The sequence below is a fragment of the Nonomuraea sp. NPDC049378 genome (assembly GCF_055586745.1).
In genome coordinates this window covers 61643-82224 of the sequence record NZ_JBVJHP010000002.1, presented here as the reverse complement: position 1 = coordinate 82224, position 20582 = coordinate 61643, and the positions used below count along the sequence as shown (strand labels likewise).

The 20582-nt window shown below is 70.5% G+C and carries 19 protein-coding genes; 10 read left to right on the top strand and 9 right to left on the bottom strand.

The window, feature by feature from the left end; translation table 11 throughout:
• The first annotated feature begins 29 nt into the window (after window positions 1–29).
• The 10 genes from ACZ6SA_RS05140 to ACZ6SA_RS05095 all read left to right on the top strand — a co-directional run bounded on the left by ACZ6SA_RS05140 (window position 30) and on the right by ACZ6SA_RS05095 (window position 9438).
• Complete coding sequence (locus ACZ6SA_RS05140) at window positions 30–1598, top strand: amidohydrolase (protein ID WP_347650676.1); 1569 nt, start codon at window positions 30–32, stop codon at window positions 1596–1598.
• A gap of 14 nt (window positions 1599–1612) precedes the next feature.
• Window positions 1613–2563 (top strand): ABC transporter substrate-binding protein, encoded by a 951-nt coding sequence (locus tag ACZ6SA_RS05135; RefSeq protein ID WP_465826716.1) that lies wholly within the window; start codon window positions 1613–1615, stop codon window positions 2561–2563.
• The gene (locus ACZ6SA_RS05130) at window positions 2560–3474 is read left to right on the top strand and encodes an amino acid ABC transporter permease (protein WP_347650674.1); all 915 of its coding nucleotides are present in this window, start codon (window positions 2560–2562) and stop codon (window positions 3472–3474) included. The genes ACZ6SA_RS05135 and ACZ6SA_RS05130 overlap by 4 nt, the downstream gene beginning before the upstream one ends.
• A 41-nt stretch (window positions 3475–3515) precedes the next feature.
• On the top strand, window positions 3516–4280 hold the full coding sequence (locus ACZ6SA_RS05125) for an amino acid ABC transporter ATP-binding protein (RefSeq protein WP_465827088.1): 765 nt from the start codon (window positions 3516–3518) through the stop codon (window positions 4278–4280).
• 114 nt (window positions 4281–4394) lie between these two features.
• A complete protein-coding gene (bla, locus tag ACZ6SA_RS05120) occupies window positions 4395–5351 on the top strand; it encodes a class A beta-lactamase (protein ID WP_465826714.1) in 957 nt (318 codons plus the stop codon).
• A gap of 222 nt (window positions 5352–5573) precedes the next feature.
• Window positions 5574–5858 (top strand): FmdB family zinc ribbon protein, encoded by a 285-nt coding sequence (locus tag ACZ6SA_RS05115; RefSeq protein WP_465826712.1) that lies wholly within the window; start codon window positions 5574–5576, stop codon window positions 5856–5858.
• A gap of 83 nt (window positions 5859–5941) precedes the next feature.
• Window positions 5942–6610 carry an AmiS/UreI family transporter gene (locus ACZ6SA_RS05110; RefSeq protein ID WP_465826711.1) on the top strand — a complete coding sequence of 223 codons (669 nt, stop codon included), beginning with the start codon at window positions 5942–5944 and terminating at the stop codon, window positions 6608–6610.
• Window positions 6611–6690: 80 nt separating this feature from the next.
• Window positions 6691–7938, top strand: coding sequence for a formamidase (gene fmdA, locus ACZ6SA_RS05105; RefSeq protein ID WP_347650671.1), 1248 nt, complete (start codon window positions 6691–6693; stop codon window positions 7936–7938).
• A gap of 284 nt (window positions 7939–8222) precedes the next feature.
• The gene (locus ACZ6SA_RS05100) at window positions 8223–8651 is read left to right on the top strand and encodes a hypothetical protein (RefSeq protein WP_347650670.1); all 429 of its coding nucleotides are present in this window, start codon (window positions 8223–8225) and stop codon (window positions 8649–8651) included.
• A 133-nt stretch (window positions 8652–8784) separates the two neighbouring features.
• Window positions 8785–9438, top strand: coding sequence for an HNH endonuclease family protein (locus tag ACZ6SA_RS05095; protein ID WP_347650669.1), 654 nt, complete (start codon window positions 8785–8787; stop codon window positions 9436–9438).
• 424 nt (window positions 9439–9862) lie between these two features.
• On the opposite strand, the gene ACZ6SA_RS05090 is transcribed toward ACZ6SA_RS05095, so the two are convergent.
• The 9 genes from ACZ6SA_RS05090 to ACZ6SA_RS05050 form a co-directional block, all read right to left on the bottom strand.
• Window positions 9863–13240: a helicase HerA domain-containing protein gene (locus tag ACZ6SA_RS05090; protein WP_465826709.1), complete on the bottom strand. Its 3378-nt coding sequence runs from the start codon at window positions 13238–13240 to the stop codon at window positions 9863–9865.
• On the bottom strand, window positions 13237–13887 hold the full coding sequence (locus tag ACZ6SA_RS05085) for a hypothetical protein (protein WP_465826708.1): 651 nt from the start codon (window positions 13885–13887) through the stop codon (window positions 13237–13239). Before ACZ6SA_RS05085 ends, ACZ6SA_RS05090 begins: the two co-directional genes overlap by 4 nt.
• A 2-nt stretch (window positions 13888–13889) precedes the next feature.
• A complete protein-coding gene (locus tag ACZ6SA_RS05080; RefSeq protein WP_465826706.1) occupies window positions 13890–14981 on the bottom strand; it encodes a hypothetical protein in 1092 nt (363 codons plus the stop codon).
• Entirely contained in the window at window positions 14978–15475 is a 498-nt protein-coding gene (locus ACZ6SA_RS05075; RefSeq protein WP_465826705.1) for a DUF4365 domain-containing protein, read from the bottom strand. The genes ACZ6SA_RS05080 and ACZ6SA_RS05075 overlap by 4 nt, the downstream gene beginning before the upstream one ends.
• 176 nt (window positions 15476–15651) lie before the next feature.
• Window positions 15652–16323, bottom strand: coding sequence for a hypothetical protein (locus ACZ6SA_RS05070; protein ID WP_465826703.1), 672 nt, complete (start codon window positions 16321–16323; stop codon window positions 15652–15654).
• Window positions 16324–16484: 161 nt separating this feature from the next.
• Entirely contained in the window at window positions 16485–18104 is a 1620-nt protein-coding gene (locus ACZ6SA_RS05065; protein WP_347650667.1) for a GMC oxidoreductase, read from the bottom strand.
• 96 nt (window positions 18105–18200) lie between these two features.
• Window positions 18201–18695, bottom strand: a complete 495-nt coding sequence (locus ACZ6SA_RS05060) for a carboxymuconolactone decarboxylase family protein (protein WP_443154676.1) — start codon at window positions 18693–18695, stop codon at window positions 18201–18203.
• Window positions 18692–19774: an NAD(P)H-dependent amine dehydrogenase family protein gene (locus tag ACZ6SA_RS05055; protein ID WP_465826701.1), complete on the bottom strand. Its 1083-nt coding sequence runs from the start codon at window positions 19772–19774 to the stop codon at window positions 18692–18694. Before ACZ6SA_RS05055 ends, ACZ6SA_RS05060 begins: the two co-directional genes overlap by 4 nt.
• Before the next feature lie 39 nt (window positions 19775–19813).
• Window positions 19814–20536: a class I SAM-dependent methyltransferase gene (locus tag ACZ6SA_RS05050; protein WP_465826700.1), complete on the bottom strand. Its 723-nt coding sequence runs from the start codon at window positions 20534–20536 to the stop codon at window positions 19814–19816.
• Window positions 20537–20582 lie beyond the last annotated feature (46 nt).

Genomic DNA, 20582 nt, shown 5'->3' with positions numbered 1-20582 from the left:
CATCACATTTCCGAGCCGCTGAGAGTCCCATGAGCATCCGCGTGTACCGCAACGCCGCCATCCACACCGGAGCAGGCGAGAACCCGTTGGCCCAGGCCATGGCCGTGAAGGGCCAGACGTTGCTGGCCGTCGGCAGCGAGGCGGACGTGCGCGGGGCCGCAGGGCCGGACGCGGAGCTGATCGACCTGGAGGGCGCCGCCGTCCTGCCCGGCCTCTACGACGCCCACATCCACACCGCCCAGTACGCCCTGAGCCTCGACGCGGTCGACCTGCGCGACGTGCGCTCCCTGGACGAGGCCCTGGCCAGGGTGGCCGCGCACGCCGCCCGCCTGCGACCGGGCGCCTGGTTGTTCGGCGGCCGCTGGAACAGCAACACCTGGGACCCGCCCGCCCAGCCGGACAGGTACGCCCTGGACTCGGTCTGCCCCGGACTGCCGGTCGCGCTGCCCAGCGTCGACGGCCACACGGTCTGGGCCAACTCCGCGGCCCTGCGCCTGGTCGGCATCGACGCCGGCACCCCCGACCCGGTGGGTGGCGAGATCGTCAGGGACGCCGACGGGGAGCCGACCGGCATCCTGCGCGAGTCGGCGTCGTACCCGCTGCGCCACCTCATGGTCTCCGCCGACCTGACCGACCGGCTCCGCGCCGCCCAGGAGGAGCTGCTCGGGCTCGGCCTGACCAGCGTGCACGACATCGACGGCGAGGACTGCCTGGCGGCCTACCTGGAGCTGCGCGAGACGGGCCGGCTGAAGCTGCGCGTGCACAAGGCGATCCCGGCGACCCACCTGGAGGCCGCCATCGAGGAGGGGCGCCGCACCGGGCAGGGCGACGACTGGATCCGCACCGGGCCCGTGAAGATCTTCAGCGACGGCGCGCTCGGCTCGCACACCTGTCACATGAGCGAACCCTTCGCCGGCGACCAGGGCAACGCCGGCATCGCGGTCACGCCGTACGACGACCTCGTCAAGTTGTTCGGCAGGGCTGCGGGCGCCGGCATCGCGGTGGCCACGCACGCGATCGGCGACCGGGCCAACCGCCTCGTCATCGACGCCTACGAGGCCATCGGCCGCACGCCCGGCCTGCGGCACCGCATCGAGCACGCCCAGCACCTGCGGCCCGGCGACCTGGCGAGGATGGCCCGGCTGGGCATCGCCGCCTCCATGCAGCCCGTGCACTGCACCAGCGACATCGACCTGGTCGACTCCCTGCTGGCCGGTCACGGGGTGGCGTCCTACGCCTGGCGCGGGATGCTGAACGTGGGCGTCGCCCTGGCCTTCGGCTCCGACGCCCCCGTGGAGCACCCCAACCCGTTCGCCGCGCTCCACGCCGCCGCCACCCGTACCCGCCCCGATGGCACGCCTCCTGGCGGCTGGCAGCCCGAGCAGCGGCTGAGCATGGCCGAGGCCATCACCGCGCACACCCTGGGCGCGGCCTACGCGGCGGGCGAGGAAGAGCGCAAGGGCACCCTCGCGCCCGGCAAGCTCGCCGACTTCATCGCGGTGGACACCGACCCCTACCGGGAGTCACCGGACGCGGTGCTGCGCACCAAGGTCATGACCACCGTCGTCGGCGGCGAAGTCCGCTGGCAGCGAAGCTGAAGGAGAACCCCCCAGTGAACACCCGGATCCGTACGTTGCTCGCTGCCGGTGCGCTGCTCGCCGCCGCCACGGCCTGCGGCGCCGAGCCCCTCGACTCGGGCCCGCAGGCCGAGCAGTCGGCCGCGCCCGCCGTGCTCGACCAGGCCCCCGCCGAGGACAAGGCGGCCGACGTGATCAACGCGATCAACCCGGACCAGGCGCTCGCCGCCAAGGTGCCCGCCCGGCTGAAGACCGACGGGCTGAAGGTCGTCTCCTCCCTCGGCTACCCGCCGATGGAGCTGTACGCCTCCGACGGCAAGACCGCGATCGGGCTCGACCCCTCGCTGACCCGGGCCATCGCGAGGAAGCTCGGCGTCAAGGTGACCATCACCGACGAGGAGTTCAACTCGCAGATCCCCGGCGTGCTCACCGGCCGCTACGACTTCGTCATCTCCTCGATGACCGACAACGCCGAACGCCAGGGCAAGCTCTCGTTCGTCGACTACGTGCGGGCGGGCGCGGGACTCCTGGTGAAGAAGGGCAACCCGGCGGGCATCTCGGGGCCTGACGACCTGTGCGGCAAGACGGTCTCCGTCGTCGACAACGGCTCGTCGCTCGCGCTGGCCGAACAGTACGACGCCGACTGCGAGAAGGCCGGCAAGGGCGGCCTGACCATCCTGAAGTTCCCCGGTGACCAGGAGGCCCTGCTCCAGGTCGGCGGCGGTCGGGCGCAGGCCAGCATCACCGACTACGTGGTGACGACCTACAAGGCCGCCGACCCCAAGCTCGGGGTGGAGGGGATCGCGCTCGAAGGCACGGAGAGCCTGTGGGGCATCGGCATGAAGCCGGACGACAAGGAGCTGATCGACTCCGTCAAGGGCGCGCTCAACTCCCTCATCCAGAGCGGCGAGTACGGCAAGGTGCTCAAGGCGTGGAACCTGGAGAAGCTGGCCGTCGAGTCCGCCACGGTCAACGGCGGTAAGTGACCGTGCGGACCGAGCCGATCCTCGACGAGACGGGGACCCCCGTTCCCGTCGCGCGCACCCTGCACTGGGGCCGCTGGGTGGGCGCCGCCGCCGCGCTGGCGGTCGCGGGCTGGCTGGCCTACCTGGTCGTCGTCAACCCTCGCCTCGACTGGAGCAAGGTCGCCGAATACCTGCTCGACGACCGCATCCTGGCCGGGGTCTGGGTCACCATCGAGATCTCGGTGGTGGCCACGGCTCTCGGGCTGGTGCTTGGCGTGCTGATCGCGATCATGCGGCTGTCGTACAACCCGGTGCTGAGCGGGCTGGCCGGCGGGTACATCTGGTTCTTCCGCGGCACGCCCGTCCTGGTGCAGCTCATCTTCTGGTACAACCTGGCCTACCTGTTCCCCGAGCTGGTGCTCAAGATCCCGTTCACCATGATCGGCCTCAAGTGGGACACCAACGAGGTGATGACCGGCTTCACCTCCGCCATGCTGGGCCTGGGGCTGAACCTGGCGGCCTATTTCGCCGAGACCGTGCGCGCCGGCATCCAGGCCGTCGACAAGGGGCAGACAGAGGCGGCGTACGCGCTGGGCATGACCCCCGGCAAGCGGATGCGGGTCATCGTGCTCCCGCAGGCGCTGCGCATCATCATCCCGCCGACGGGCAACGAGTTCATCTCCATGCTGAAGACCACGTCGCTGGTGTACGTGGTCGCCGGGCACGACCTGATGACCAACGCCAGCCAGATCTACAAGGCCAACAACCTGATCATGGAGCTGCTGATCGTGGCGAGCCTGTGGTACATGCTGATGACCGCCGTGGCGACCTTCCTGCAGGGGAGGCTGGAGCGCCGGTTCGGTTCCGACGCCGTACGTCTCGTGCGCGGCGGCGGCCTGGCGGCCAGGGTCCTGCCGAAGGCGACGGCGTGACCGCGCCGGGGACGCAGGTCGTGCAGGCCGCCGGCGTCCGGATGAGCTACGGCGACGTGCAGGTGCTCAACGGCGTGGACTTCACCGTGTCCGCGGGCGAGGTGAGCTGTGTCATCGGCCCGTCGGGCTCGGGCAAGTCCACGTTCCTGCGCTGCGTCAACGGTCTCGAGCCGGTGCTGGGCGGGAGCCTGCGGGTGCTCGGGGAGGAGGTGGGCCACACCCTGCGCGACGGCAGGTACCACCCCTGGACGCCCAAGGAGTTCGCCGCCTTCCGGCGGAACATCGGCATGGTGTTCCAGCGCTTCAACCTGTTCGCCCACCAGAGCGCGCTGGAGAACGTGGCCTGCGGGCCCGTCCACGTGCTGGGCAGCCCGGCGGACAGGGCACGAGGGCTGGCGATGGAGCACCTGGAGCGGGTGGGACTGGCCAACCACGCGCACAAGCGACCCCACCAGCTCTCGGGCGGCCAGCAGCAGAGGGTGGCCATCGCCAGGGCGCTGGCGATGAATCCGGCGCTGATGTTGTTCGACGAGCCGACGTCCGCTCTGGACCCGGAACTGGTGGACGAGGTTCTGGAGGTCATGAAAGGGCTGGCCGCCGACGGGATGACGATGGTCGTGGTGACCCACGAGATCGCCTTCGCCAGGGAGGTCGGCGACTGGCTGACCTTCTTCGACGGGGGCGTGGCCGTCGAGCGGGGCCGGCCCGGCGAGCTCCTGGCCGCTCCGGGCCAGGAGCGCACCAGGGCGTTCCTGTCCAGCGTGCTCGGCCCCAAGGAGGGACCTGCGGTAGAGGGCCCGGCCTGACCTGGCCGCATATCGAAGCCGATATCGCCCGGTGATCGGTATCGCTATTAGACATGGCGTGATCGCATCTGCTTGGCTCCTTCTCGCTGACAGCCGACAAGCGGAGGATTCGACATGCGACTCGTACGCGCCCGCGGGATCGTGGCCGCCCTGCCCGCCTCCGCCCTGGCGGCCTCCCTTGTGGTCGCCGGCGGAAGCCCGGCTTCGGCCGCGCCGGCGACCGTGCCGGCGACCGGGGCGGCGCCGTCGGCGGCGGTTCCCGGCGCGGCTCTGGCCAGGAAGGAGCTGCGCGAGCTGGAGGCGGCGTTCAAGGGCAGGATCGGCGCGTACGCGCTCGACACGGCCACGGGCAGGACCGTGACGTACCGGGCGGGCGAGCGCTTCCCTATGTTGTCCACCTTCAAGGCGCCCCTCTGCGCGGCCGTGCTGCAGAAGGCCCGCACCTCCGACCCCGGCCTGATGAACCGGCTCATCAGGTGGACGGCCGCCGACATGAAGCCCAACTCGCCGGTCACGGAGAAGCACGTCAAGGACGGCCTGACCGTCTCCCGGCTGTGCGAGGCGGCCGTCACCATGAGTGACGGCACCGCGTCCAACCTGCTGCTCAAGCAGATCGGCGGGCCGAAGGGGCTGACGAGGTACTTCCGTTCGCTGAAGGACTCGACCTCGCGCATGGACCGCTGGCACCCCGAGCTCAACGACTGGACCCCCGAGGAGAAGCGCGACACCACGACGCCCGCGGCCATCGGCCGCGACCTGCGCGCGCTCACGGTGGGGCGGGCGTTGCACGCCAAGGACCGCGAGCAACTCCTCGCCTGGCTGCTCGCGAACAAGACCGGCGGCGAGCGCATCCGCGCCGGCCTGCCCAAGGCCTGGACGGTCGCGGACAAGACCGGCACCAACTCCGACGGGTTCGGCGGCGGGAACGACATCGCCGTCATCTGGCCCAGGAAGGGCGCCGCTCCCCTCATCATGTCGATCTACACCAACCGCACCAAGGGTCTCGCCACGGACAACAAGACCATCGCGAAGACCGCCACCGTCCTCGCCCGCGCGCTCGGCAAGCTCTAGCCGCACGGCGTGCGTCTGGATATCGTCATGGCCGTCCTAATAGGCGGCCATTTTTCTGCATAGAGATAAATGGCGTGCCGTGCGCGAACAAGGCCTTTTTTGTCCGTGCAGGGCCGGGGCGTGGACCTTGACACGGCTAATCTTCTAGAGGTTTTCTGGAGATATCGGCATAACGCCGCATGCGGTGTCGTGCCGTGAAAACAATCCCGATCTTTTACGGGGATGTCCATGGCAACGTACGCGTACCGCTGTCTGGATTGCGGGCAATTCGAGGTGCGCCTGCCGATAGGGACCGCCGAGGCGGTCCGCGAGTGTCCGGTGTGCCGCGCTCCGGCCCGCCGATTCTTCACCGTCCCGAACCTCACCCGGCTTTCCCCGGCGGCGTCCGCCGCCCTGACCCGAGAGGAGCAGAGCAGGGAAGCGCCCGAGGTGGTCACGCGCGTGCCTCCGGTACGACGGTGGCAACCGCCACAGCACCCGGCACTGTCGCGCCTTCCTCGGCCTTGAAACAGCCAGCAAACGTTGCGTTCGCCGGCGGCGTGGCGTCCGGCGAGCGCGACCACCCGTACTGACACGAGGAGGTGTCGGTGATGGGAGCCGTCGGACTGCTCTACGTGGGGGCGGTACTTTTCCTCAACGGTCTGATGCTCCTGGGAAAGGTCGAACCGAGAGCGGCCGGCGTGTTCAACCTGTTCGTCGGAGCACTGCAGGTGATCACGCCCACCGTGCTGGTCATCCTCAATCCCACCGACGTGCCCGTGGTGCTCGGCGCGTCGGGCATCTACCTGTTCGGATTCACCTATCTCTATGTCGGCATCAACCTGCTCGGCGGCTTCGACAGCACGGGAGTCGGCTATTTCTCGCTCTTCGTGGCCGTCATGGCGCTCGGCTATTCCTTCGCCAACTTCCGGATCCTCGGCGATCCCGCCTTCGGCGTCATCTGGCTCTACTGGTCGTTCCTGTGGGCGCTGTTCTTCGTGCTGCTCGGGCTGAAACGTACGCGGATCACCAGGTACACCGGCTGGGTCACGGCGATCCAGGGCTGGGTCACGGCGGCGATCCCCGCCTACATGACCCTGGCCGGCTACTGGCGCGACACCAGGCTCTTCGCGATCATCCTCGCCGTGTTCGGCGTGGTGGTGTTCGCCGTCCTGTGGCCGCTGACGCGGCACGGGGAGCCGGCCGCCGCGGCGCCCGACGAGGCGGGGGAGCCGTCGAGACCGGACGGCGAGCGCCGGCACCGCCCGCGATGGACCTGACGGAGCCCGCCGAGGCGGAAGAGAGGTGAGGCCCACGCCCAGCCAGGAAGGAGCCATCCGCGAGAAGAAGGGCATGCATCATGCCGAAGGTAATCTACAAGATCGACCAGTCGAAGCCGATGCGCGACCAGGAGGTCCCGGGGCACAACCGCTGGCACCCAGACATTCCGGTGGCGGAGATGGTACGTCCCGGAGACGAGTTCCGGATGGAATGCCGGGAATGGACCGACGCCCAGATCGGCAACAACGACTCCGCGAACGACGTACGTGATGTCGACCTGAGCCTCGCGCACATGCTGAGCGGGCCCATCGGGGTGGAGGGCGCCGAACCCGGAGACCTGCTCGTCGTCGACATCCTCGACCTCGGCCCGGTTCCCCAGCAGGTAGGGGAGGCGCCAGGACAGGGATGGGGGTACACCGGCGTCTTCGCCAAGGCGAACGGCGGCGGATTCCTGACCGACTACTTCCCTGACGCCTACAAGGCGATCTGGGATTTCCACGGCCAGGTCGCGACCTCCCGCCACCTGCCGGGGGTTCGCTTCACCGGCATCACCCATCCGGGACTCTTCGGTACGGCGCCATCGGCCGACCTGCTGAGCAGCTGGAACCGCCGGGAGCAGACGCTCATCGACACCGACCCGCAGCGCGTTCCGCCACTCGGCCTGCCACCGCTGACCGACAACGTGGTCGCCGGCACGGCGACCGGCGACGCGGCCCAGCGGATCGCCGCCGAAGGAGCGCGTACCGTGCCCGCCAGGGAGAACGGCGGCAACCACGACATCAAGAACTTCACCCGCGGAGCCCGGGTCTTCTACCCGGTCCACGTGCGCGACGCCAAGCTGTCAGGAGGTGACCTGCACTTCAGCCAGGGCGACGGGGAGATCACCTTCTGCGGCGCGATCGAGATGGGAGGTTACATCGACTTCCACGTCGACCTCATCAAGGGCGGCATGGAGAAGTACGGGGTCACCACCAATCCGCTCTTCATGCCGGGAAACGTGGAGCCGAGATATTCGGAGTTCCTGTCGTTCATCGGCATCTCGGTGGACCACGACACCGACACCAACTACTACCTCGACGCGACGGTGGCCTACCGCAGGGCCTGCCTCAACGCCGTGGAGTATCTCAAGAGGTGGGGTTACAGCGGCGAGCAGGCCTATCTGCTCCTCGGCGCGGCACCGATCGAGGGGCGGGTCAGCGGGATCGTCGACATCCCGAACGCGTGCTGCTCGCTCTACCTGCCCACCGCGATCTTCGACTTCGACGTACGCCCGAACGCGAAAGGACCCGCGAGCCAGGATCGCGGACAGTGCGCCGTGACGAGCTGACCGCCTATGACGTGCGGGGGTGGCCTCCGGGATATCGCCCGGAGGCCATTCCTTAATGATGCGGCAAACACTGACTAAAGTTTTCTCCGCATGGTGGCGGCCCGCCACCGCATGCGTTACGCGGCCGGATCGGCCGACGTGGACGGCCTTTCTCCCTCCCCCGGACCATGGCGAAGAAGGTCAACCCGGTCGCTCCGCCACGGAAAGCCCGGTAAAAGGCGCGTTATCCTTCGGCGTATCCCCCTGAACAGTTGTGAGCGCTCTGCGCTGTGAAAGGTTGATCCATGCAAGACGACGCCGTGTGGGTCCGAGGCGTTACCGGCATCCAGTTGCACCACACCACCGACCTTCAGGACGCCACACGATTCCTGAGCAACGCGGCGATGGCGCTGCGGGCCGCGCACGTGCGTACCGGGGACGACCAGTACTCCGCCATCGCCGCCCAGCTCACCACCATGGTGGAAGAGACGCGGACGCTGGAGGGCGAGGCGCGCGCACGCATGCAGGGGTTGCACGCGTCCGACCCCGAGCGGTTCGTACGGTGCCGCGAAGGGCACGAGCCGTGGCCCGACGAGATCCAGGCGGGCTTCGTGCCGCGGCACACCTGCAGGGACCAGTGCCTGTACCACGACCACGACGTTCTCGACGCCATCATGCAGTGCACCTGCGGCCAGCCTCCGTGCCGCGCCTGCGCCATCGCCGGCGCTCCGTAGCAGCGGCGGCGGTCCGCCGACGCGCGAGCGGGCCCGGACGGGTTGAACGTGACGGGGAGGGAGGCTTGCCTCACCCCCGGGTTTCATGCATATCGCTGCCGCCACCGGGGGGCGTGCTGGTAGGGGTGTAGGCATGATCTTTTTGACGCGGACGGTCAGCGTCGTCGTGCTGGCTCTGCTGGCCATCCCGCTCACCGCTGTCTTCGCGGCCCCGCACGCGGCGGCGGATGCTCGCAAACGATCCCAGGCCGAGGCCGGCGCGCTCGCCCGCAAGATGCTGGCCCAGCTGAAGGTGTCCAGGCCGTTATCGATCCGCGGCTACAGCCACCGCCGCTTCCAGCCGCGATGGGAGAAGCACAAGGGCAGGTGCAGCACGCGCGAGGCGGTTCTGGCCCGTGACGGCCGGCGCGTGCGCAAGAACGCGGCCTGCCATCCGGTCAAGGGCGTCTGGTACAGCCCGTACGACGGAAAGAAGCTGAAGAGCGAGCGGCTGGTCGACGTCGACCATGTCGTGCCGCTGGCGTACGCGTGGCGTTCGGGGGCGAGCAGGTGGAGCCCGGCGCGCAGGCGCGCGTTCGCCAACGACCTGAAGCGGCCCGAACTCATCACGGTCAGCCACTCCGCCAACATCGCCAAGGGCGCCAAGGGCCCGCAGAGCTGGCGCCCGCAGCGCCGCGCCCACTGGTGCCGTTATGCCGTTTCCTGGATCACCGTGAAGCGCCACTACCGGCTTTTCGTGACGCGGAACGAGAAGGTGGCCCTGCTCAACATGCTCCGTAAGTGTTAATGCGGAAAAGGTGCGGGTGATGTGACACGAGGTGCGGATTGTGGCGAGGGTGCAGTTTGCCAACGGGTGTAGGCCGCACACCGACATCGCCACAATCCGCGGCTCTCGTGAGGATGGATTACCACCAGTCCCAGTCGTCGCCCCACCAGGGGCCGCCCCAGCCGCCCCACCAGCGCCTGCGACGGCAACGACGGCGACGCCACCAACGGCGCCGACGGCCGCAGCCTCCTCCGTGCTGGAAGTCGAACGTCATTGTTCCTCCCCCGTTGATCGCATTCCTCAATTCGGACGCTAGCACCCATATCGCCATATTCCAGGACATATCCGGCAATTTCAGGGATGCTTGACGGTGAATTCACTACGTAAAGGCCGCCGATCTCGCGTGGCCAGGGGGAGCCGCAGGAAAACCTGACCCCGCCCTCTCTCAGGCGGAAGCGCGCCGCATGATCTCCTGTTCGGTGAGCGGGTCGGCAGGATGGTGGCTCAGGCACTGCGGGGTGCGGACCAGCGTCTCGGGGATGCCGTCGCTCGCGGTGTAGAACTGCCCGACCTCCAGCCGCCCGACCCGGTCGGCCCGGCCGCCGCGGGCCCTGGCCAGCGTCTGGACCACGGAGATCTGCGTCGGGCTGTTCATCCTGCCGTTGAACTGGGTGGTGGCGTTGCCGGCGATCTGGTTGTGCAGGCCGCGCGGCGCCTGGGTGGCGAAGACGAGGCCGAGGCCGTACTTCCGGGCCTGCGACGCGAGGGTCAGCGTGCTGGCCAGCGCCTCGGTCCTGGGCGTGGCGGGCACGAGAGCCTGGGCCTCGTCCATCACGTACAGGCCGGTCAGCGGGCGGCCGCGCGCCGGGTTCCGCTTGATCCAGGAGAACAGGGCCATCTGGAGCTGGCTGACGAACCCGGGCCTCGCGTCCTCGTTGAGCCCGATGAAGCTGATGACCGACACGCGGGCCCGCTTGCCCGCCGACGGGGTCAGCAACTGCTCGGGGTCGGCCGGCTCGCCGTTGCCGGCGAAGAGCGGGTCGTTGATCGTCGCGGCGGTCAGGAGCTGCCCCAGCTCGGCGGCGATCTGGTCGGCCCGGTCGATCTGGCTGACCTCCAGCGGCAGATCGGCGAGCATGCCCAGGAACGCGGTGAAGTCGCCGCCGCCCGTGCGCGCGAAGTGCTCCAGCGCCTGGCGGAGCACGGCCTTGCCCTTACGCGCCTTGGCGCTGGCTCCGTGGGCGTTCGCCCGGTGCGCCAGCGCCCCGACGGCCAGGCCGAGCGCGGAGTCCAGCTCGTCCCGGTCGTCGAGCACGGCCCCGAAGTCGGGGAGCGGCCGGAAGGTCAGCGGGCGCCCGCGTGAGCGCCCAGGAGTCCAGACCACGACCTCGGTCTCGGCGAAGTAGCGGGCCGCCTTGTCCGCGTCACCGGGACCCCACCCGGGCGGCGCCTCGGGCCAGGGGTCGCCCAGCCGGGCGAGGTCGTTGTTGGAGTCGAGCACGATAGAGGACACCCCGTGCAACGCGCACTCCTCCACGAGCCGCCGCAGGAACACGGTCTTGCCCGATCCGGAGCCCGCGAAGACGGCGGTGTGGCGGGCCAGCGCGGCCAGCTTCAGCTCCAGGTCCGCGCCCGTGTCGAACCGCCTGCCGACCGCGACGACGGCCCCGCGCCCGTCGGGACGGGCCGGGGAGGCCGGGGGCGGATCGGCGGGGCTCGTCGTGCTCGGCGAGCTTGACGTCGCCGGCGGCGTGCTCGGAGCGCCGGCCGTGCTCGTCGCGCTCGTCGTGGCCGGTGTGCCCGCTGTGCCCGCTGTGCTCGGTGTGCCCGGTGTGCCCGGTGTGCCGGGCAGGCTGCTGAGGAGCTCGGTGCCGCTCGCCGGACGCCGGGCCCGCAACCACGTGTCGAACTCCGGATCCTGGTCGGCCGCCATCCGGCGCAACGCCTCGAACACGCGCAGGTCGTCACCGTGCAGCGGGAGCGCCTTCCCGCCGCAGTCCTTGAGGTGAGCCACCCTGGCCTGGGTCGCGGGACCGTCCGACCACGCCTGGTTGCGCAGCACGACGAAACACCGCTCGGGCGTCTCCGGGCCGATCCCCGACGCCTTGATGCCGTCGTTCAGCCGTTTGAGCGCCGCGATCGGATGCGGCGCCCCGATCATCCGGAACGTCCAGTGCCGCTGCTCCTCCGAGTCGGGGTCGAGCTCCTGGCGCAGCCGGGCGTGGAGGTTCGGCCTGCGGCCAGGCGGCGGGTCGACGGAGAAGGCGCGGCCGGACTCGCCCTGCTCCGTGATCCACGCGTTGAGCCCGGCGGCGAGCAGCGGGGGAGCGAGCTCGTCCTCGTGGTCGGGATCGTACGCGTCCGAGATCTCGGCCTGCTCGCGCAGGCCGACGAAGCGGGCGTCGAGCCGCGCGAGGTCCGTCTCGGACACGGCGGGAGCGGCGCCGGCGACGGGCGGGACCGGGTGCTCCCCGGCGAGCGATCGTGCCGCGGTGTCCCCGGCGAGCGGCCGGCCCGGGTGGTTCCCGGTGGAGGACGCAGCCGGGTGGTCCTGGTGGAAGCGCTCCAGCAGCGTGACCCTGCCCTCCACCCGGCACGTCTCCACGTGCGCGCTGATGCGCCGGAGCAAGGTCCTCGGCGTGAGACCCGGCGCGGTCGCGAACGCGGCCGGCGCGACCGGCCAGACAGGATCGGCCGGCGTGCAGCCGGCGTTCTCGAAGGCCACGGCGAAACGCCGTTCGACCAGGCTGCGGGCGAGGCCGGCGCTTGCGAGCGTGGTGAGGATCAGCGACGTCCTGAACCGGTCCTGCACCGTGCCGATGGCTCGCTCCCTGATCAGGTTCCAGGACGAGGGGAGGCAGGCGACCAGGCAGAGCGAGCGCTGGGTGGCGTGGCGCAGGGCCATGAGGCCGGCCGCGATCTCGTCGATGACGTCCTTGCGCGGCTCTGCGCTCGTCACTGTGCTGCTCATTGGGCTGCTCATTGGGCTGCTCATTGGGCTGCTCATTGGGCCGGCCGCTGTGCTCGTCACTGGGCCGGTCTCCGTACCGGCGAGCGGCCTGGAGTGTCCGAGAATCGCGTCGATCTGGTCCACCGCGATGACGCTGGGGCCGGTCAGCGCGAGGATCGTGGACAGCTCGACCGCGATGTCGTGATGGGTCTTGCTCCCCTTGCCCATGCCCCACGCCTGGCGATCCCCCTCCACGGCCTCCTCCGTGGACGTCAGGTGATCGTGGGCGACGTCGAGGGCGTGGCCGGAGGCGGTGGCGTAGAGGGCGAGGGCCCGGATGGTGTCGCGGCACCGCAGCAGCCGCCGGTCCCTGGCCAGCAGGCCGTCCACCAGGGCGTCGAGATCCTCCCGGGTCAGGCCCGTGCCGCGCCCGATCGCCGTCTCGATCCGGTCGCCGGTCCCCGCGAGGGCGGCGAGGCCCCGCAGCGCCACCAGCGCCTGGACGGGGGAGCCTGGGCCCTGGGCGGAGCGGCCCAGGTCCTCGACCATCGCGCTCGTGGTCTGGCGCCAGAAGTCCTCTCCGGCGCTGAAGTCCACCATGAAGAAGTAGCCGCCGGCCTGGGCGATCCGCCCTCTGACCCAGCCGAGGAGGTGGGTCTTGCCCGCGCCGCCCTCGCCCTGGATCACGACCCCGAGCGGGCTCGTACGGGAGGCGAGCGAGGCCTCCTCGATGCCGTCGAGGATCAGCCGCTCGGCTCGCGGATGCATGCCGTCGACGTGGAAGGGCGGCGGGTTCCAGGCGTGTTCGGCGGTCGTCGCCCAGTCGAGCACCCTGGAGACGGCCCGCAGGGCGCGTTCCTCCTGCTCGTTCACCGGGCCTCGATCGCGAGAAGGTGCTTGCTCACTCCGTTCACCAGCACGGCCGCTTTCCTGTCGTCGGCGGTCAGCGTCTTCTGGTCGGCCTCCGGCACCAGATGCACGTCCGGGAGGAGCTCCATCCGCCTCAGTGTCTCGTCGACCTCGTCGGCGGGCGCGTCGCCGAGCAGCGGGCGCAGCCGGGTCAGGAGCACCCAGTCCTGGGGTTCGCGCGCCAGCCGCCAGTACGCCTCCCGGATCGTCCCGGCAAGGCCGGCGCCGTCGGCGGCCGCATCGTCCGGGGCATCGGCGGCGCGGGCCGTGACGACGAAGTCGGCCAGGCTCAGATCCGCCGCGTCGAGATAGCCCTTGATCAGGCCGAGAACGCCGTAGAGGGCGTGGCCGAGCGACCCTCCGCGGGCCGGGGCGGCGCCCGCGAGCTCGGTCACGCACCAGGCCCACCCCTTGTCGGTGAGCGTGTGGTGATAGGCCCTGCCCTGTTTGTCGCTGGTGACGAGGCCGAGCGTGTTCATCCGGTTCCGGGCCTTGCCGTCGAGCGCGGCGCCGACCTGGTCGCGGAGCGCGGGGTTGGACGCCGACCCGCCGAGCGTCATCAAGCCGAGCAGCAGGGCCCGCTCCCGGGCTCCGAAAGTGCTGTTCTCCATGGTCAGGTCTCCTCGGATGTCACTGTGCCGAAGGTGGCCGCCGTCAGTTCGCGGCGGCCGGAAACTTCCCTGAGCGTGCCGCGAGCGCGTACGGGAGCCCTGCTCCTGTGCGCCTCGACGGCCACGTCGTAGGCCGCCTCGTCGGGCAGCCGCACCCAGATCGAGCCGCGCGACTCGGCGCCGCCGACCGCCACGTCGCCGCGGACCTGTACGCGGAACCGGTCCTCGCCGCCGTTGTCCACGAGCATGGCGATGAGGCCGGTGACCGAGGCGCTGTCGCTGTGGAGGCGGCGCAGCCGGTGGGCGACGCGGCGTAACAGCCGTCCCGTCTCGGCATCGAAGACGAGCCGGCGCGCGGGCACGTCGGTGGGGAGCGCCCGCGCCCAGCGGAAGCCGACCTCGAACCGGGTGCCGGGGTCGGAGCCGGCGAAGCGCGCGAGCGCCTGGCAGAGCTCGGCCGACACTCCGTGACGTACGAGGCCGTCGAAGGTGCTGATGTCGCCGGTCCTGCGCACCTCGGCGCCGGCTTCGAGCAGGAGCTCCGCCGCGCGCTGGAGCAGGATCAGGGTACGGCGGGCCAGCGGTGGTCCCTCCGGCGTGGCACGTTCCAGCGGGACGCGGACCGTGAGGAGGTCGCCCGAGGCCACGATGGGCCCGATCCAGACGCGGTCGAGCAGGTCGCGCACCGCTTTGGGCGCCACGCCGTCGTACACCGGGCGCGGACCGGTGAGCGCGGCTCGGGCCGCCGCACCGAGCGCGGCCTGCGCGCTGGTGAGCGCCGTGACCGCGTCGAGCAGCCTGAACTGCCCGTCCACCGGGACGATGGGAGCTCTGTACCACTGCACGTCGGCCATGGGCGCGCCGATGTCGGAGGCGATGTCCTCGCGGGAGCGGCCTTCCAGCCGCGCCAGCAGGGTGAGGATCTCCCTGACCCGCCGGGGCCCGTCGCCGAGGTCGTCGGTGCCGGGCACCAGGATCTCGTGATCGCCCTCGTGCACCCAGACGGCGGCGCCCCGCCACTCGCCAGGCTGGCGGGACCAGCCGGTCATGGCGAGATAGCTGCTGATGTCGGCGACCGACAGGGGCCTGGTCACGCGGGCGCGCCGACGAGGTCGCGCAGGGCCCGCACGGTGAGCACGTTACCCAGCGGCACCCGTACGGGCGCGTGCCGTCGGGCGCTCGGGGATTCGATGGCCTGTTCGCCCTCGAACCCCCGGTAATAGCAGAGCCGGCTGAGCGTCAGGCCTTCGGTCTCCACCCGGGCGTAACGGTCGCTCTCGCGCGGGACCACGACGACGAACAGGTAGCGCGGAACGAGGAACGGGCCCGCGACGAGTTTGTTGTACTGCACCTCGTTCAGCCCGTGAAAGTACAGGTCGGGCCCCTTGTGAGCGGGCGCTGACCACGACTTGACCTGCACTTCGATCGCGGGCGACGCGATGTGCCCGGCCCTGCCCGGATAACGGAAGCCGAGGTCGATCCCGTCGTGGTCGAGGTCGTCCTTGTAGACGAGGAGCCCGGCGGCGGAGGCGAGGGCTCGCACGTAGTCCTCGGCGAACTTGCCCTGATGATTCCGCTGGTCAAGCATGCAGGCTCCCTCGCCAACGCCCCACCCAATGCCGCGCGGGTCAAAGAGTATCTACCGAGCGGTTCGCGAGAGCGGGTTTTCGCCTTCAGCGCTGCGCGATAACTCCCTCTTTATGACTGATTTCCGACCATTACGAAGAATGGCAGAAGCTGGTACGGCATAACACTTGTGTTACGTCAGTGGTTAATCTTGGGAAGGTACGGGCCGAAATGCTCGGCGACGATTTCCGCGACCCCGTCGGCGTCGCGCGAGCCGTCGACCTGGAGCACGCGGATGCCGAGCCGGCGGGCGCCGCGGACGGCGTCGTCCGCGACCAGCTGGTCCCGGGCGAGGCGGTTGGCCTGCGCGCGGGCCGGGTCGCTGACGGCTTGGCCGAGCGCGCCGGCCCGGGGCAGCGTACGCACCTGGTGCCGGCGGAAGTCTGGCGCGGGCACCATGACGATCATGCGGCGTGGGGAGTCGAGGAGCGGCGCGACCAGTTCGGGGCGCAGCCCCCAGCCTTCGGCGATGACGGGGTGCCCGGAGACGAGCCCGCGCAGGTCGTCGAGCGCCCAGGCGAACCGGTCGGGAAATCCGGCCAGGGTCGCCTTCGCCATGTCCTCCGGAGTGGGGTCGACCCACAGGGCGTCGGGGTCGGGTGCGGTGACGGGCTCGCCGAGTGCGACGCGGCGGGCGATGCGGCGATCATTGTGGCCGCGGGCGTCATGGTAGTCGTAGTGGTAGGCGGTGACGCCGTATCGAGCGGCCAGGATCCGGGCCACGGTCGACTTGCCGGCCCACTGGCCACCCCCGATCCACAACGCGCGACGCAACGTGCCGAAGGGGTCCCACACTTCTTGCTCGGCCACCTGGCATCCTCCCGAGTCCCTCGAACCGTGCCGGTCCAAAGTCTCCCCCGTCTCGGCGCCGCGCGGGTCCGGGGTGCGACCGTGGGCCCGGAACGAGCCGTTCACCGAGGGCGGCCGCGCATACGTGTTGGCCGCCCGCCCGCGGACGTGACGGCCTCCGGTCACAGATCGGCGGCGATGATCCGCTCGATGTTGCGCTCGGCGAGCGCGGTGATGGTGACGAACGGGTTGACGGTCGTGTTGCCAGGGATCAGGGCCCCGTCGATGACGTACAGGCCGGGATGCCCGTGCAGGCGGCCGTAGTTGTCCGTGGCCCTGTTCAGGACCGCGCCCCCGAGCGGGTGGTACGTGAGGTGGTCGCCCCAGATCTTGTACACGCCGAACAGGTCGGTACGGTAGATGGTCCCCTCCTTGGCGTTGATCCTGTCGAAGATCGTTTTGGCCATGTCGATGGAGGGCTGCTTCCACGCGGTCTGCCAGTCGAGCTCCACCCTGCCCGCCGCCGCGTTCCAGGTGAACTGCGCGCGGTGCGGGTTGTTGGTGATCGACAGGTAGAACGACGCCCACGTCTCGATGCCGGTGGGCAGCGGCGCGACCTCCGCGAACGCGCCCCCGGCCGACCAGTTGTCGATGCCGCAGCAGGGGATGGCCGACTGGAGGCTGCCGGTCGGGTCCCAGAGGTGGTTGGCCCGGCCGCACATGACGTTGCCGTTGTCGCCCCAGCCCTTGCCGATCTCGCCGTTCAGGCCGGGCAGGACGCCGGTGGCCTTCAGCCGTACCAGGAGTTTGCTGGTGCCGACGCTGCCGGCGGCGAAGAACACCCTGTCGGCGGTCACCGTCTTGGTCGCGGTGACGCCGCCGGCGGTGTCGAGCTGCTCGATGACGGCGGTGTACGCGCCGCCGGACCCCGGGGCCACCGAGGTGACCCGGTGCAGCGGGGAGATCGACACCCTGCCGGTGGCTGTGGCCTGGGCGAGATAGGTCCGCTGCAGCGACTTCTTGCCGTGGTTGTTGCCGTAGAGGATCTCGCCGGCCAGCGCGGACCTGGGCACGGTGCCGGCCGCCTCCTGCTCCATGTACTCCCAGTCGTACACGTCGGGCACGAACACGAACGGGAACGACGAGCGCTGGGCGTGCTTGCGGCCCACGCGCGAATACTGGTAGCAGTCGGCCGACTCGAACCAGCCGGGGTCGATGGTGGCGACCCCGAGCCCGGCGTTGGCCCGCGGATAGTAGGTGGCGTACATCTCGTCGGGGTTCACCGAGGGGAGCACGGCGGCGAAGTTCGCACGTTTGGGCACGACCGCCATGCCGCCGTTGACGAGCGAGCCCCCGCCGACGCCGCGGCCCTGGTAGACCGTGATGCCGCCGAACTCCTCGGCATCCAGAATGCCTGTGTAGCGGGGAATGTCCCGGTCGATGGGGAAGCCGAGGAAGTTGCTGAGCGGCGCCTTGGTCCTGGTACGCAGCCAGTACGAGCGGTAGTCGGGCTCCCGCGTGTTGCAGAAGATCTTGCCGTCGGTGCCCGGGGTGTCCCAGGCCATGCCCATCTCGACCATGTGCACGTCGACGCCCGCCTGGGCGAGGCGGAGCGCGGCCACCGACCCGCCGTAGCCGGTGCCGATCACCAGGACGGCGACGTGGGCGCCGTCGGCGATCGGGGCGGAGGCGGCGGCCGGCCGCGCGTGGACGCCCAGGGCGGCCAGCCCCAGGGCGGAGCCGGTCCCGGCGATGAATCCGCGGCGGGAGACGCTGGCACGGGCAGGCGGATGTTCGTTCATGGTGCCGCTTTCTCGGTGGTCGGGGGGTGCGGGGCGCGCGTCGTGCGGTGCGCGTGAAAGGAGCGGTGCCCGTGGAACGAGGGCGGGCTGTGCGGGTTATCGGCCGGGGGTGCGGCCGCTGGGCAGGGCGCACACGGTGTCGAGCCCGAGGACGTGGTTGAGGCGGCCGAACGCCAGCCAGGAGCCCAGGCACATGGTCAGCTCCACGATCTCCAGCTGGCTGTAGTGCGCGGTCATCCGCGTCCAGAACGCGTCGTCGAGGCCGTGGTGGTCGAGGGCGTAACGTTCGGCGTACTCGGCGGCCAGGCGGGTGCGCTCGTCGAAGGCGGCGGTGGTGCGCCACTCGCTGACCGCGTCGGCGAACGACTCCTCGACCTTCTCCCCGTCCCGTTCCGTCCGCCAGTCGAGGCAGAAGGCGCATCCGTTGAGCTGCGCGATCCGCAACCGCGCGGCCTCGAACTCGCGCAGTCCCAGGGTCGTGTGGGCGTAGACCGCCAGCGAGAACTTCGTGGCGGCCATCCCGATGCCGGGCACCATCTCGCCCCACACGTACTCGATGGCGTCCTTGCCCTCCGGAATGTCGATCTTCAAGGCCGTCTCCTTCCCAGCTTGCCGGCGGGGGCGGGCCGCAGCGGCACGTCGAGCGCGTCGTAGAGCCCGGGCTTCGCGGCCACGAGCCAGTCGATGGCGCCCACCAGCCGGCCTGCCGCGGTGGCGTTGCCGCCGGCGGAGCGGTTGCCGTCCTCGTCGGCGGCCTCGACCGTGATCTCGATGCGAGGCCGGCCCTCGATGATCACGCGGTGCGCCCCGACGCCGTCGGGCGCGACCGGCCAGTCCGGCGCGCAGGAGGGGTGGATGCGGGTGACGTGCTCGACGACGATGCGGGGCACGCCGTCGACCACGCCCTGCACCTCGAAACGGACCGCTCCCTGGGTGCCCGCCTCGAAGTCGCCCATGGACCTGGTGGTCACCGTGCTGTCGAGGGGGCGGCGGTCCAGGGTCTCGCGGATCTCGTCGAGATCGACGCCGAGTGCCCTGGCCATGAGCCGTACCTGTCCGCCCCACACCATGGACGGCACGGTGGGCGCGATCATCGGCGGCTCGTAGTCCAGGGGATGGCCCATGCCGACCAGGTGGCGGACGGCGTCGGGCTGGTCGTAGGTGGAGTAGTCGAAGATCTCCTGGCAGCGGATCGTGTCGACGGTGGTGGCGAGCCCGCTGAGGAGCAGTGGCAGCACGTCGTTGCCCCAGCCGGGGTCGACGCCGGAGACGAACAGCGAGCCTCCTCCGCCGGCGATGGCGGCCAGCACGGGCTCGCGCAGCTCCGGCGGGGCGTTGCGCTGGTCGTAGAGGGCGTACAGGGACGGGGTGACGACCACGGCGCCGGCCCGGACGGCCTTGACGATGTCGGCCAGGGCGTCGTCGGGCCGGAGGTCGCCGGAGGCCGCGTACACCACGGCCCTGGGGCGGGCCGCCAGCACGGCGTCGACGTCGCCGGTCGCCGTGACGCCCAGATCGTGGCCGAGTCCGGCGAGGTCGCCCGCGTCGCGGCCGATCTTGGCGGGGTCGTGGACGAGCACGGCCGCGAGCTTGAGCGTCGGGTGGGCCTCGACGGCCCGGATGGCGGCGCGGCCGATGTTGCCGGTGCCCCAGACGATCGTGGACGTCATGGGCGGAGCGTAGCAAGCGCTTGGTTAGGTGTATAGGGCTCACTTCGCCACGCGGCAGAGGTACTCCGCGTGGGTGGGGCTGACGGAGTCGCGGCTGACGATCGCGAAGCCGGCCCGCTCCAGCAGGCCCTCCATGATCCAGGTGTACGTGGAGAACTCCTCGCGTACGTGTGCCTCGAAGTCCGCCCTGGTGAACCCCTCGCCCTCGGCGCGCCCCGCACTCTCGATCCAGCGGCGCAGATGCGTGTCGGCGGCCTCTGGCGGGAAGCTGAAGATGACGTCCCGCAGGTAGAAGGTGCCGCCGGGCCGGAGCATCGCGGCCGCGTTGCGCAGGGCCTGCTGCTTCCAGAAGTCCGGCAGCTGGTGGAGCGCCGATCCGGTGGTGACCACGTCGGCGGGGGCGTCGTGCGGGTGCGCGTAGTCGAGGAAGCCCGCCTGGTGCCAGTGGGGCTCGACCTCGCACCGCTCGGCGCGCGCCTGGGCGTACTTGAGCATCTCCTCGGAGACGTCGACGCCGTGCGCCTCCGCCCCGCGCCGGGCCGCCTGCACGACGAGCGAGCCGGTCCCGCACGCCAGATCGACCAGGCGGGTGCCCTCCGTGACGCCCAGCCGGTCGAGCAGGGCGTCGTCGGCGGCGGAGTCGGTGCCCTGGTTCCTGTCGTACGCGGCGACGGCGGCCGGGCTGCCGAGATCGACGCCGACGGGTGCGTACTCGGGGAACCACCAGGCGGGGCGAGGGCGGCGAGTGTCATTTCGTGGCATGTCTTTTATGTAGACCGCGGGATGATCCGATGGCAACGGCGCTGAC

Coding starts and splice junctions, on each gene's coding strand:
- ACZ6SA_RS05095 (WP_347650669.1), top strand. CDS start 8,785: ATGATCTTTTTGACGCGGACGGTCAGCGTCGTCGTGCTGGCTCTGCTG.
- ACZ6SA_RS05065 (WP_347650667.1), bottom strand. CDS start 18,104: ATGAACGAACATCCGCCTGCCCGTGCCAGCGTCTCCCGCCGCGGATTC.
- ACZ6SA_RS05075 (WP_465826705.1), bottom strand. CDS start 15,475: ATGCTTGACCAGCGGAATCATCAGGGCAAGTTCGCCGAGGACTACGTG.
- ACZ6SA_RS05140 (WP_347650676.1), top strand. CDS start 30: ATGAGCATCCGCGTGTACCGCAACGCCGCCATCCACACCGGAGCAGGC.
- ACZ6SA_RS05050 (WP_465826700.1), bottom strand. CDS start 20,536: ATGCCACGAAATGACACTCGCCGCCCTCGCCCCGCCTGGTGGTTCCCC.
- bla (WP_465826714.1), top strand. CDS start 4,395: ATGCGACTCGTACGCGCCCGCGGGATCGTGGCCGCCCTGCCCGCCTCC.
- ACZ6SA_RS05100 (WP_347650670.1), top strand. CDS start 8,223: ATGCAAGACGACGCCGTGTGGGTCCGAGGCGTTACCGGCATCCAGTTG.
- ACZ6SA_RS05110 (WP_465826711.1), top strand. CDS start 5,942: ATGGGAGCCGTCGGACTGCTCTACGTGGGGGCGGTACTTTTCCTCAAC.
- ACZ6SA_RS05085 (WP_465826708.1), bottom strand. CDS start 13,887: ATGGAGAACAGCACTTTCGGAGCCCGGGAGCGGGCCCTGCTGCTCGGC.
- ACZ6SA_RS05055 (WP_465826701.1), bottom strand. CDS start 19,774: ATGACGTCCACGATCGTCTGGGGCACCGGCAACATCGGCCGCGCCGCC.
- ACZ6SA_RS05115 (WP_465826712.1), top strand. CDS start 5,574: ATGTCCATGGCAACGTACGCGTACCGCTGTCTGGATTGCGGGCAATTC.
- fmdA (WP_347650671.1), top strand. CDS start 6,691: ATGCCGAAGGTAATCTACAAGATCGACCAGTCGAAGCCGATGCGCGAC.
- ACZ6SA_RS05125 (WP_465827088.1), top strand. CDS start 3,516: ATGAGCTACGGCGACGTGCAGGTGCTCAACGGCGTGGACTTCACCGTG.